5 protein-coding genes and 2 pseudogenes are annotated in these 13,996 nt (G+C 44.2%); 5 read left to right on the top strand and 2 right to left on the bottom strand.

Going from position 1 to position 13,996, the window contains the following annotated elements; all coding sequences use genetic code 11:
- Window positions 1-27: 27 nt before the first annotated feature.
- Window positions 28-820, bottom strand: a pseudogene (locus tag AACW06_RS02350) (mechanosensitive ion channel family protein).
- A 397-nt stretch (window positions 821-1,217) separates the two neighbouring features.
- On the opposite strand from AACW06_RS02350, the gene AACW06_RS02355 reads away from it, so the two are divergent.
- The 4 genes from AACW06_RS02355 to AACW06_RS02370 all read left to right on the top strand — a co-directional run bounded on the left by AACW06_RS02355 (window position 1,218) and on the right by AACW06_RS02370 (window position 8,177).
- Window positions 1,218-2,807 (top strand): ABC-F family ATPase, encoded by a 1,590-nt coding sequence (locus AACW06_RS02355; protein WP_053311520.1) that lies wholly within the window; start codon window positions 1,218-1,220, stop codon window positions 2,805-2,807.
- A gap of 294 nt (window positions 2,808-3,101) precedes the next feature.
- Complete coding sequence (locus AACW06_RS02360; protein WP_192073827.1) at window positions 3,102-4,748, top strand: ABC transporter transmembrane domain-containing protein; 1,647 nt, start codon at window positions 3,102-3,104, stop codon at window positions 4,746-4,748.
- Window positions 4,745-6,871, top strand: coding sequence for an ABC transporter transmembrane domain-containing protein (locus tag AACW06_RS02365; protein WP_192073828.1), 2,127 nt, complete (start codon window positions 4,745-4,747; stop codon window positions 6,869-6,871). Before AACW06_RS02360 ends, AACW06_RS02365 begins: the two co-directional genes overlap by 4 nt.
- Window positions 6,864-8,177: an HlyD family type I secretion periplasmic adaptor subunit gene (locus AACW06_RS02370; RefSeq protein WP_172532656.1), complete on the top strand. Its 1,314-nt coding sequence runs from the start codon at window positions 6,864-6,866 to the stop codon at window positions 8,175-8,177. The genes AACW06_RS02365 and AACW06_RS02370 overlap by 8 nt, the downstream gene beginning before the upstream one ends.
- A 238-nt stretch (window positions 8,178-8,415) precedes the next feature.
- On the opposite strand, the gene AACW06_RS02375 is transcribed toward AACW06_RS02370, so the two are convergent.
- A complete protein-coding gene (locus tag AACW06_RS02375; protein WP_192073829.1) occupies window positions 8,416-13,575 on the bottom strand; it encodes a VCBS domain-containing protein in 5,160 nt (1,719 codons plus the stop codon).
- A 165-nt stretch (window positions 13,576-13,740) separates the two neighbouring features.
- Between AACW06_RS02375 and AACW06_RS02380 the strand changes: the two are divergent.
- Window positions 13,741-13,923, top strand: a pseudogene (locus AACW06_RS02380) (IS630 family transposase); the annotation flags it as partial.
- Window positions 13,924-13,996: the final 73 nt, after the last annotated feature.

Consider the following 13,996-nt stretch of genomic DNA (forward strand, 5'->3'; position numbering starts at 1 on the left):
ATGTGTTAGCCAGTGACTTTAATTAAATTAACTGGCGTACACCGCAATTTTTGGCGGCTTAATGCCATGCTTTTTAAACTCTTTCATCACACGCAGGGTAATGTCCGTTTCGAAAAGCTTTTCATAAGCGGTATCGACCACGTAAGCCTTACAAGTTAATTGTATGACTAAGTAGTTATCAGTGATTGTCTGTTTGACTAACACGGTTACGGGCTTGGGTAAGTGGATATAACGGCTCGATGATGCAGCTTTTTGGATTAAGTCTCGCGCCATGACAATGTCTTCATCTATTCCAACACAAAATGGGATCACCACTTGCATATCGAGAGCGCCGTAGTTACCACTGACGGTGACTTCGTTTAAGAATTTGTTGTTGGAATCGTGATGATGTCGTCAGAAAGAGTTCGCATCCTAACAGAACGTAAACTGATGGTGATGATATCACCATAATTCCCTTCAAAGGTGACGCGGTCACCTACCTGGAATGGGCGGTCGATCATAACCGTTAATCCGGCAATGAATGATGCGGCTAAGTCTTTCAGCGCAAAACCCACAGAAACTGCAAGCGTACCACCTATTAATGCAAGTATTTGATCATTAATACGAAAACTCATCATAAACACAACTAAACCGGCCGTCATGTAGATAAAAACTGCAAAAATGACTGAAGCTTTTGCAGTAACATTCGGTATTGCACAAATTGGCGGCCAATACTTTCTACCATCGAATTCATAAACTTAAGCAGTAACCAAGTCGATGCGATGACCAGCAGTGAGAAGAAAACACCACTCCAACGAATTAAACTGGCGAACTGTTGTATATGTTCTGAATTCTTGGGATTCTGGAGCGTGAAAAAGACTGATCGGTTTCTTTATTGCGATTCAATGATAGACGGAAAAAACGCAGCGCTACGGTAGGGTTGCCATCGGAGTAATACCACAAAATTCGATAGAATCACTTATCAGTAATAAATCTATCGAATAAAAGTTTAGCCGATATATTGAAGAAAAATAGGAACTTAGTAATAAAAACAATGTTAAGCCTTATAACACAACCAGAAGTTTATCGTTGTCTCACTTATGAAGTGCCGTACAATGATCAGGCTCCATATCATTGACAGGCTGTTTTGCAAACAAAAACATCGCTTGCAGTTCAGAGCTTGAACAAGTAACGTTGCGCAGTTTTTTACACAATTCACATTTATTAAGGTACTGGTTTTGATCTCCACCGCAAATATCACTCAACAATTTGGCGCTAAGCCACTGTTTGAAAACATTTCCGTTAAGTTTGGCGAAGGTAATCGCTATGGCCTGATTGGCGCTAACGGTTGTGGTAAGTCAACATTTATGAAGATTCTAAGCGGAGAGCTTGAGCCTTCGAGTGGTAATGTTAGCTACGATCCGAATGAACGCGTAGCGAAACTGAATCAGGACCAGTTTGCTTACGAAGAATTCACTGTTATTGATACCGTTATTATGGGTCATAAAGAATTGTGGAAAGTAAAGCAAGAGCGTGACCGTATCTATTCTCTTCCTGAAATGAGCGAAGAAGACGGCATGAAGGTTGCTGACCTTGAGACCGAATTCGCTGAAATGGACGGCTACATGGCCGAGTCTAAAGCAGGCGAACTGTTGCTTGCTGTAGGTATTCCTGTTGAACAGCATTTTGGTTTGATGAGCGAAGTGGCTCCAGGTTGGAAACTGCGTGTGCTATTGGCACAGGTTCTGTTTGCTGACCCGCATATCATGCTACTTGACGAACCAACCAACAACTTGGATATGGATACTATTCGCTGGCTAGAAGATACCTTGAACCAGCGTAACTGCACCATGATCATCATCTCGCACGACCGTCACTTCCTCAACAGCGTATGTACTCATATGGCTGACTTAGATTACGGCGAGCTACGTGTTTATCCAGGTAACTACGACGAATACATGACAGCGGCATCGCAAGCGCGTGAGCGTCTGTTGTCGGACAATGCGAAGAAGAAAGCACAGATCGCTGAGCTTCAAACGTTCGTCGCGCGTTTCTCTGCAAACGCATCGAAAGCAAAACAAGCCACTTCTCGTGCTAAACAGATCGATAAAATCCAATTAGATGAAGTGAAAGCGTCAAGTCGTCAAAACCCATTCATTCGTTTCGAACAGTCTAAAGAGTTGTTCCGTAACGCATTGGAAATTGAAAACCTAACTCAAGGTTTTGAAGATGACCTGTTCAGTAACTACAGCGCCATTTTTGAAGTGGGTGAGCGTGTTGCGATTATCGGTGAAAACGGCGTGGGTAAAACAACGTTGTTGAACACATTAGCAGGTGTCATTGAACCACGCTCTGGTTCATACAAATGGTCAGAAAACTCTAACATTGGTTATTATGCTCAAGATCATGCGCATGATTTCGCTGAAGACATGAACTTATTTGATTGGATGAGTCAATGGCGTCAAGAAGGTGATGATGAGCAAGTGATTCGTAGCTTCCTTGGCCGTATGCTCTTTGGTCAAGATGATATCAAGAAATCAGTCAAAGTGATTTCTGGTGGTGAGCAAGGGCGTATGCTACTTGGTAAAATCATGATGCATAAACCAAACATGTTGTTGATGGATGAACCAACCAACCACATGGATATGGAGTCAATTGAATCATTGAACAACGCATTAGAAATTTACAAAGGCACACTGTTCTTCGTTTCACATGACCGCGTGTTTGTAGATTCATTAGCAACTCGTATCATTGAAATTCGTGACAATAAGATCACTGACTTCAAAGGTACTTACGCTGAGTTTTTAAACTCTCGCAGCAATAGCTAATGAGTTAATTTGACGCTAAACCTCTATCCCTAAGAGGTTAATTTCCCCCAAACTACTTGGAGTTTCAGGTAAGAAGGGTATAGCGAGGAAAAACAATGATTTGAACAGAACGACCTAAAATTAAATGTTTCTTGTTGTAACTTACTCACTGATAGCGTGCAGTTTAGGTTATATGGTTTGATAGAAATTATTGTTTTTACCAGTGTCTTAAAATCAAATTAAATCAGCCCTTTACCTTGCATAACCTAATAGTCTGTACCAATCTTATTTCATAAGCATGGATAAGGATTGTGTATGCCCGTAAGTTCAATGAAAAACAAAGGGGTGGTGGGGAAAGTCCTACTGCCTTCTTTGCTCATAAATCTTCTTTCTCTCGCTGTTCCGCTAACGGTTTTACAAATTTACGATCGTATCTTACCTAACCAGAGTTACGGGACTGCCACTCTGTTATTAGCGGGTGCGACGTTGGCTGTCGCTATGGAAGCATTAATCCGGTTTGTGCGAACTTGGCTTTTGTCTGCTGCGGCCAGTAACACCGAGAAAGCGACCTATCAAACCTTGGTTGAAAGGGTGACGACCACGTCTTCTGGCCATCTTCGCCATATTGGTGTTGGCGGAGTGGAAGAGGGGCTGGGCTCCGTATCCAAAGTTAAAGATTGGTATTCCGGTGGGGTGATCGCAGGCTTTATTGATTTGCCTTTTGCATTGATCTTCTTGGGGTTGGTGGCTTACATCGGTGGTGAGTTAGTGGCGATACCTTTGGCAGTTTGGCTTATTACTCTCGGAATTGTCTGGTTATCTTCTATTCGCGTAAAAAGCTTAAGTGAAGAAGCTTCTCAAGATGAGCAGGAGCGCAAAGCGTTCTTGATTTTATTGAGCCAAACCATTCAGGGAATCAAACGCCAGGCCGTTGAATCTCGAATCTTCAATCAGTTTAAATCCCTCAATAATGTTCGCTCTCAGTCTAAAGCGAGAGAAGAAGAACAGAACGCCTTCGCTCAAGAGTGTATTCAACTTGCCGCATTAGCGACGTCAGTTTTACTTGTGATTACGGGCAGCTTGTGGGTGTTAGATGGTCAGTTAACCACAGGTGGGTTGGCAGCATGTTCTATCTTATCGGGCAGAGCGGTTGCACCGTTAAGTGCTCTGGTTGGGGTTCGAATCAAGCTCAATTCAATACACAGTGCCAATCAGGCAATAGAAAAGTTGAGTGACTTGTCTATAGCTGAGTCTTTAGATTTTGAGCAATCTGAGGTCCATTTATCTGGCTTTGATACGTTGGAAATCAAGCAAGCGACCATTGAAAGATACGGTGAACTCTTTCATGCAGATATCACACTGAATAAAGGTGAGCTGGTATTGTTAGAAAGTGAAGACCGACACACCAACAGTCATTTGTTGTCTTCGATAGCAGGTGTTGATGATTTGCAAGAAGGTGAGTGCTTTATTAACGGAGCGAAAGTTACAATAGAGTCCGTCACTAGAGTTGCAGCTTACTGTGGCGTTAAGGGGCAATTAGTGTCAGGTACTATTCTCGACAACTTGTGTGGCTTTGATCCTGAAAGAACACAAAGCGCCAGTGACTATGCTAAGCGTTTGGGTTTAAACAAAGCAATTACTCGATTACCAGATGGGCTAGAGACACAAATTGGTCATACGAGTGCGTCCTTATTGAGCATGGGTAATGTAAAAATGCTCACTATCGCGACTCAACTGGCAAGTGACAAGCCCATTATCATGTTAGAAAGGCCGGACGCTTCACTTGATTTAGTCGCTCTTGGAAACCTAGCCAAGGTGTTGGAAGAAGAAGTGTCGGCAGGACGCACGATAATGATGGTGAGCTATCATTTGAAACTTCGCGAGCTGGCTAATCGAATCATTACAGTGAAAAGTCGAGCCAGGACGGTCGAAAGTGAAAGCAATCAGGAGGCCGTCGTATGAATCGTTTAGATACTAGTAGCCGCACTGATACGAATGGCAGAGAAGTGGTGAGGAACCATTTAGAGACCGAGAGCCTTTCAGCTCTTAAGCAGTTGGAAGTTAACGCTAATATCCAATTGTTCGCACATCAATGGGTCGATGAGAATGGCATGGAATCAATCGATGATATGTTTGCTCTGTTTGACAGGCTTGCTTTACCATATCGATTGGTTGCCAATCTCAATGAGGTGGGTGACCATAAATTAGTCTTACTGGTACTTGGTGAAAATGAGTTGGTTTCAGGTTATTTAGAATCGAAGCGGTTTATTGCTTTTGATGACAACGACGACCTTACGGGGACTCCCCAATTTTGTATCGTTATAGAAGGCGTACCATTGGAGAAGGCTTCTCCGGACTGGGTTGGTGAACGGTTACATGCGTTTCGGCCCATTATTCCTAAATTGTTGCTGGTCAGTTTTATCACCAACTTGTTCGCACTTGCCGTGCCGTTCATCACGATGTCGATCTATGACCACGTGATTGGTGGAGATGCAGGTCATGAGCTTCAAGGTATCGCGATTGGTGCAGGTCTTTTGTTTGTGATGATGGGCTGGTTAAGAACATTACGCAGCCGAGTGTTTGCTTCGGTTTCGAACCGAGTAAGCCGAGAGATATCTCAATCCCTTGTGCTGCGTCTGCTTCGAAATAGCTATGTTCAAAATCAGCAAACAGCCTCTTCTAGTCAGCAAAACCAAATGATGCTGTCGGAACGTATTTCAGGTGTGTTATCAGGGCCATTAGGAAATGCGCTGTTTGATCTGCCATTCATTGTTATTTTTGTACTTGCGATAGGTGTTTTAGGTGGGTGGTTGGTGCTGGTTCCTATCGTCTCTTTAGTTCTGTATTACCTGTTAGCGAAACGCTCGATACGTTCAAGTAGTAAGCGCTCAATGCAATCAACGGTTGCTGGTACCAATCGTCAAAACATGGTCAATGAGCTTTCATCAAAACTCGTTTTTATTCGCAGCGCCGGGTTATCACAACATTGGATACAACGTTTTAAAAAGGCCAACCTTCTTGCGTCAACCGTGACGTTTAATCAGTCGGTTTTACAGAGCCGATACACCTCCATGTATTATTTCATTGGTGTGGGTTCGACACTAGCTGTGATGGGGTTAGGAATAGGCCTTATTTTTGAAGAGGTTATGACGCCAGGGGGGCTTATCGCATCCATGATGTTGATATCTAAAGTGACGGGGCCAGCTCAGGTATTGACGAACAGCGCGATGCGTTTCAATAGCTTTAATCAATCCAAGTTGCAGGTGAACCGCATTTTGTCTCAGCCATCTGAGCGTGAATTCAGTTATCAGCATCACCCGTTGCCGTCGACAGCCCCTAACTTGAAATTAGACCAAGTGACACTGCGTTATCCCAAGCAGAGTCGCCCCGCATTGAGTGGTGTGAGTTTTGACATTGAAGCCGGCGAAATTGTAGCGATCACAGGACCTTCTGGTAGTGGTAAGTCAACGCTGATAGAAGTTTTCTCCGGATTACAACCTATTCAAAATGGTATCGTTGAGCTTAATCGGGTTAACCTTGCTCAATATGACCCGCAGCTATATCGCCATTGGTGTTTCATTCGAGCTGCTTATCCAGACTTACTGACATTAAGTATACGAGAGTGGTTAAACGATGGGCACAAAATTGAAGACCAGAAAATGATCTCTGCGATTGAAATGGTGGGCGGAAAGCGTTGGTTCGAGACATTGTCAGGTGGGCTCGATACGTCGATCAGTAGCATTCAACCGGATAGCCTTTTTGACATGCTGTCTGGCAGCGTCGCGCAGATCCTCATTGACGCGAAAGCGCTGGTTTATGACTACCCAATGTTCTTAATGGATAATCCTGTGCCTGATGCTTATCCAAATGCTAAACGTATATTTGGTGAGTTTGTGCAGTCGAAAAAAGGAAAAGCAACCGTGATTTACACATCCCACGATCCGGATTTAATCAAGCTTGCTGATAAAGTTGTGGTGTTAAATGAAGGAGCAGTGGTTTATGCCGGGCCAATAGAACCTGCACAGCCCCAAGCTGATCAACAGACAGGCCAACAAGAGTTTATGCAAGGAGTCACTAATGGCTAAACAACCTATTGAGACAGGCAAGCGCTATGGTGAACTTGTTGAATCACAAAATACGGCTCGTACATTGGCGCTGGCGACATGGTCGGTTGCCTTATGTGTCATAGCATTTGTCATTTGGTCTGTGGTGACACAAGTTGATGAAATTGCTAAAGCTAAAGGTGCTGTAATTCCAGAAGGTGAGAAACAAGTATTACAAAGCGAAATCGGTGGTAAGTTAAAGCAAATTCTAGTTAAAGAAGGACAACTTGTTGAGAAAGGCCAGCCACTTGTTGAGTTTGATGCCACCTTCCAACGTACTGCGCTTGAAGAGCTTAAATCTCAACAAGTGACGCTTCTAGCCAGTGTGGAGCGTATGAATGCGCTTCTCGAGGAACGTGAGCCAAATCTAGCTGAATTTGAGGTGGATTACCCAGAGATCGTCAGCCAGCAAAAAGCGCAGTTGAACGCACAAAAAGCACTTTATTTCCAAAAACGCGTGGTGCTTGAAAAAGAGAGCGAGCAAATTGCAGAGCAGCTTCGTAGCGTAGAAAAGTCCTTACCGAGTTATGAAAGAGAGTTGAATGCCACTGAGCAAGAGTTGAACATACTTGAAAAGGGGTATGAAGCGGGCAACATTTCACGCTTACGAGTACTTGAAATGCGCCAGAAGTTGGCCAGTATCGAGCAGAAAATTGAGGAAGCTCGCGGTAAGAAATCGGTATTGATTAGACAAGCCGACAGTAATGATCAAAAAATTGTACAGCTTCTTGCTGAAGCGAAAGCTAAAGTCAGTGATGACCGTTCTAAAGCTGTTTCTGATTTGTCAGCACTGAATGCGAGAGTACGTTCAAGTCAGGCGAAATTAACAAACACCATGTTGGTGTCACCGCTGCAGGGGCTGGTTCAAAGCCTGCCCAATACACAAGATGGTGGCGTGATTCAAGCGGGAGGGACCGTTGTTGAAATTGTCCCTGTTGGTGGAAAAGCCGCATTCAAAGCGCGTTTATCTCCACGAGATATCGGCTTTGTGAGCGTTGGTCAGTCAACCCGTATCAAGGTAGATGCCTTTGACTACAGCCGATTTGGTGCATTGAAGGGGTTAGTTGAAAGTATCTCGCCGACGACGAGCCAAAGTGAAAGAGGAGAGATTTTCTACGAGGTGATAGTGTCGGTAGACAAGCCGTATTTTAGAGATAACCCAGAACAGTTTGTTATTTTACCGGGGATGACCGGTGAAGTTGACATTACCACGGGTGAGAAATCGGTTTTTCAGTACCTATGGAAACCGATTTATACCAACGTCAGCGTGGCGTTTGGTGAGCGTTAGTTTCTTTTTATAACTTCATTTAAAATAATCACACATAAAAAAGGAACGCGATCTAGCGTTCCTTTTTTGGGTTTACATTTATACCCAAGCCACTAAATAACTGTTCAACTTGCTTGTTAAAAGAAGCTATTTCAGCGCTGAATATTTCGTAAAGGGAGTAATCTTTACATCAATGTTCGCCTTTAACTCACTCCTTTTTCATACCCAATGTTTAATCACTTTATTAGTGGAAATGGTATTAATTATTGGGATCAATATCTGCTAGATTATCGACTTGCTGATGCTGATCATCATGTTGGTTGTCGTGACCATTATCATGTTGATGACTTTCATCTGTAACTGCATCAGAAACATCAATATGTATACCATGTTCATCAACGAGTGACGCTTGCTCGCTTTGCGCCCAAACAAGATCCATATCAGCGGGTTGATGTTGCTGCTCATTTTCTATTGCGTGATGTGTTGGTGTTATACCAAGTGCATCAAGGTAAGCATTTGCGCCAGTCATTGAGGTATCATTCTCATGACCACTTTGTATTGCGTCGGCACTGTTCAATTGGTTAAATTTATCGTCATTCGTGATGGCGATATCTACCTCAACGCTAAACTCCTCACTGTTAACTTGCTCAAAATCAGGAGTGTCATGTTGGATAGGAGAATCAGGTACTAAGTTAGTAGTTGCACCTGTATGGGCCACACCACCGTGGGCATCCTTAACGTCATAGATAAAATGCACATCGCCGTTATAGTCTTTTTCTGGCGTAAAGGTGAAGGTGCCATCTTGGTTGTCTCGAATGGAGCCATGGTTAGCAATAAGGTTGGCGACGGTAAGCTGACCTTGGTCGTTATTATCAATATCGGTTGCGTGCGCCAGCAAATCAGCCGCAGTAATGGTTTGAACAGAGTCTTCCTTGCCTGAGTTTAACTGTACCTCACTTGATACTGTGGGGGCGTCATTAGTGCCGTGGATGGTAATGACGATATCGTGGGTGGTGCCATCTTTAGAGTGCACCGTTACGGTATCCGTTAAGGTTTCGCCTTTACCTAAGTGCTGGATTTCAGGTTTGCGGTTATCTATGTAGTAATTCCAGTTTCCTTTTGGGTCAATTGCCAATTGGCCACCCAGCGATGAAGAATATGGCCGCCACTCTGGGTGCATTGCTGCAGAGATAAGGGTTTTAAAATCAAAGCCTGATTCATCCTTGTCGGGGTCAATAGCAGATAATGAGCCTTGAGCCTCCAATTTATAGGCGTAGTTTCCTTGCACGCTGGCATGAGGGTTTAGGTCTTCAGTAACACTGCCAATATCAATGCCTGCAATAACAGCATTATCTTGTACCGCCGCTAAAGTGGTACTGGCGCCAGTGTGTGTCATATCACCGTGGGCATCCTTAACGTCATAGCTAAAATGCACATCGCCGTTATAGTCTTTTTCTGGGGTAAAAGTGAACGTGCCATCGGTATTTAACGCAATAGCGCCATGATCAGCCTGTAGGTTTTCAATGGATAATTTGCCAATGTCGTTGTCATCAACATCGCTAGTATTAGCAAGTAGCTGTGACGTGGTAAGGACAATTTTGTTATCTTCCAAGCCATTCGCTAAACGTACTTCAGCTGATGCAACTGGCGCATCATTGGTGCCATGAACGGTCACTGTGATATCTTTTTTAGCACTGCCATCGATAGATTCAACGGTAAAGGTTTGCTGGAAGCTTTCCCCTGCGCCTAAATGTTGGACTTTATCATTGTCAATATCGTATGACCAATGGCCCTGTGCGTTGATATTGAACCGACCACCTTCGGCGGTGGTGATGGTTTGTGCAATAAAACCGGCTTGGTCATGATCCGGGTCAATGACGTGTAACGTGCCACCACTGCTGAGCTGATTGGTGGTATTGCCAAAGGAAGTGTGATCTTCATAAACATGATTATTGAGGCTGGAGTAGGGCGTTACTTCAATTTTTGCTTGGTTATCTTCGCCTGTCACTTTCACCATAATGGTGAGCTTCTGACCATCACTGGTTTCGACTTCGTAGGGGAACTCCTTCGACTCGCCAGCATGTAGGCTACCAATGAGCTCATCCGCATGACGATTGGTACCAGCATCTAATTTGAATTGATAAGAGCCATTAGGCCAAACATCAAGGTAACCAGGTGCAAAACCTTGACCTAAATATTTACCGCTAAAAACAAACTGAGTGTTATCACCACTATCAGGGTCAATCAGCTGAAGCTGGCCTCTATAGGATTTAAATTCGCTATCCAGCGCTTGTGTTTCAGTGAGCTGGATGACATTAGAAACCAGTGTGGCTTTATCATCTGTCCCGGCAATCGTAAGCGTGGCGGTTTGTTGCGTACTTCCACCATGGCCATCTTCTACTTGATAAGTGATAGCGATTTGTTGCGACTGACCATTTGCCAAATGGTTAAATTCGGGATTGGTGGCATCAACAATTAATGTATGACCATCAGTATCTAATGTAATGCCTGCGGGGATTTTCCCTGCCTGAGGTTGACCATCGATGGCATATTCAAGGTGGCTGACGCTTAAAGCATCGCCGTCTTTATCTGTGGCACCTACTAGCAGATTGAGGGTGTGATGATTATCGGCCCCCTCACTGACACTGTCTGTTAAAGGTGTCACATCAGGGGTGTCGTTAACCGCCGCCAAGTTGGTGGTTGCGCCGGTGTGTGTCATACCACCGTGGGCATCCTTAACGTCATAGCTGAAGTGTACATCGCCGTTATAGTCTTTCTCTGGGGTAAAGGTAAAGGTGCCATCTTGGTTGTCTCGAATGGAGCCATGGTTGGCAATAAGGTTGGCGACGGTAAGCTGACCTTGGTCGTTATTATCAATATCGGTTGCATGCGCCAGCAAATCAGCCGCAGTAATGGTTTGAACAGAGTCTTCCTTGCCTGAGTTTAACTGTACCTCACTTGATACTGTCGGGGCGTCATTAGTGCCGTGGATGGTAATGACTATATCGTGGGTGGTGCCATCTTTAGAATGCACCGTCACGGTATCCGTTAAGGTTTCGCCTTTACCTAAGTGCTGGATTTCAGGTTTGCGGTTATCTATGTAGTAATTCCAGTTTCCTTTTGGGTCAATTTCCAATTGGCCACCCAGCGATGAAGAATATGGCCGCCACTCTGGGTGCATTGCTGCAGAGATAAGGGTTTTAAAATCAAAGCCTGATTCATCCTTGTCGGGGTCGATAGCAGTTAATGAGCCTTGAGTCTCCAATTTATAGGCGTAGTTTCCTTGCACGCTGGCATGAGGGTTTAGGTCTTCAGTAACACTGCCAGTATCAATGCCTGCAATAACAGCATTATCCTGTACCGCCGCTAAAGTGGTACTGGCGCCAGTATGAGTCATACCACCGTGGGCATCCTTAACGTCATAGCTGAAGTGTACATCGCCGTTATAGTCTTTCTCTGGGGTAAAGGTAAAGGTGCCATCGGCATTGTTTAGAATGGAACCATGGTCGACATGGAGGTTTTCAATGGTTAGTTTACCGGCGTCATTGGCATCGACATCGACGGTATTCGCTAATAGTTGCGCAGTAGTTAAGGTTTGGCGTGTATCTTCACAGCCACTTTGTAGTACGACCTCCGATGAACAGTAAGGTCTGTCGTTACTGCCGTGAATGGTGATGACAATATCGTGTGTTGTGCCATCTTTTGAATGGACAGTAATCGTATCGGTTAAGCTTTGTCCTTCACCAAGCTGGTCAATTGCAGTGCCACGCGTTGTGGGTCTGGCACCTATACCTGATAGATGCCCAGCATCGGCATGGTAATGCCAGGTGCCGTCGGTGAGTAAGATGAGGTCGCCATAGGTGCCGTGATAGTCATAACCATTGCTGCCTTGGCGTTCAAATCCTGACTCGCCTACATCGGGGTCTGTGATGGTTAGCTTGCCATCAGCATAGAGTGTTGTATTGCCAAGTGTGGCTATGCCTGGTTGAGCATAGTCAGGTGACATGTCGACACCCGCGCTGTTTTCGGTTATTGAACCAGTATCCACTCCACCAATGGTGGCCGCATCTCCAGTACCAGTAATCGTGACTGTGACTTGATGTGCTGTCCCATCGGCAGAATGAACAGTAATGATATCTGTCGCAGTAGAGCCTTGGGCAAGTCTTTGAACTGCAGGGTTACTGTTGTCGAGAGCGTACGCCCACGCACCATCTTTGGTGATAGTTAACGTACCCAAATGACCATTAATTTGTGAGGCTTGAAAATGATTCTCTCCAAGATCTGAGTCATTGACGGTAAGTTGACCTTGGATTTGTGTCGTTACATCTTCTGTTACCACGCCTGTATCGATACCCGTTACAACGGCATTATCATCGTTGCCACCAATGGTCATATCGAGTGTTTGCGGGGTACCATCTTGAGTGTGAATGACGAAACTTTCGTGCAGCGAAGTGGCAGAAGTTAACGCTTGAATATTAGAGAGAGAATTATCTACGTGATATTGCCAGTGTCCATCAGCGTCTATGGATAGTGAACCATATTTACCTGCGAGCACTTCGGGTTTCATCGAACTTTCATTTTGGTCAGGGTCAATGACATCAATTTTGCCGTTCGCATGTAGCAAACCGTGTGAATCAACTTTGTGATCTTCCATTACCACACCTGTTAAATCCCCAGAAATGGTCGGCGTGTCTTGCTTACCTGACACTGGGATCTGAACAACAATCTTAGAACCGTCAGATAGGTTTAAAACAAAATGGTCTGTGCCATGTTTGTTCTGATTTAGCAGAATATATTGAGGAGAGTTAGGGTTCATGACAAATGTGTATTGACCATTTGCATCAACATGGAGTTCTCCGTACGCACCTTTTATTACCTCTGACACAAAGGTGACTGGCGAAGCGGGAGTTGTCGGAGGCGTATTATTTGAATGAATGGGCTGGCCGTTACTTCCTAAGGAGATAGTTGGCATCGATACCGAAGGAATGTAATGGACTTGTGGGTGAGAAAACGCCGACAAATGATGAGAAGGGACCAAGTGAGAGTTCGAACCATGGGGAGCATGACTTACACTTAAGGTTGAGCCTACGTAGTTTTCACTCGTTGGAGAGTCTTGATGAGTAACCGCCGATGAGTTTGCTTTACCATGGTCATCGGTGACGTCTTTTTCTGCCACGCTATTTTCCGTTGCTCGATTTGCCTCATCGCTATAATTGTCTACACCCTCGGCAGATGCGTGTTTAGCCAATGACGGCAATATCATAATGAGTGATTGAAAAAGAGGGATATTAACCTTTAAATGCGAATGCAGTCTGAGCTTCTTTTTTTGTGTTGCTTTCTTTTGTTCTAGCTCGTTACTTTTCTTATTTTTGATTTCTGTATTTTTCTTGTTTGTTTCAATGTTTTTTTTGTTAGCCATTTTTCTCATCCGTGAATCGTGGTTGCACTATTTTAAGTAAAATACACAGATAGAGATTTTTCTAGCTAATTAAATAATTTTTAAAGAAAAAACCGGAAATTGAGATATACCCGTGATCATTGAAGATGCTTGATTTTCAATAGAATCAGGATCATGCTACGAACCATGAAAATCACACTGACTCCTCAGCAGAAACTGCAACTCGAACAAATGCACGACATTGAACGTGATAGTCGAGTTTGCGACTGTATTAAGGCTGTTTTGCTGGCTTCAGAAGGCTGGAGTCAGACTATGATTTCACAACCTCTTCGTATTCATGAATCGACCGTTGCACGTCACCTCAGTGATTAACCTGAACTCGGGATAAAAATAGGCAGGAACTAAAAGCTGGTTCCTTTGCGATGATTTCCTTTTTAGTCGA

The sequence above is a fragment of the Vibrio sp. S12_S33 genome (assembly GCF_963889785.1).
GTDB classification, from domain to species: domain Bacteria; phylum Pseudomonadota; class Gammaproteobacteria; order Enterobacterales; family Vibrionaceae; genus Vibrio; species Vibrio aestuarianus.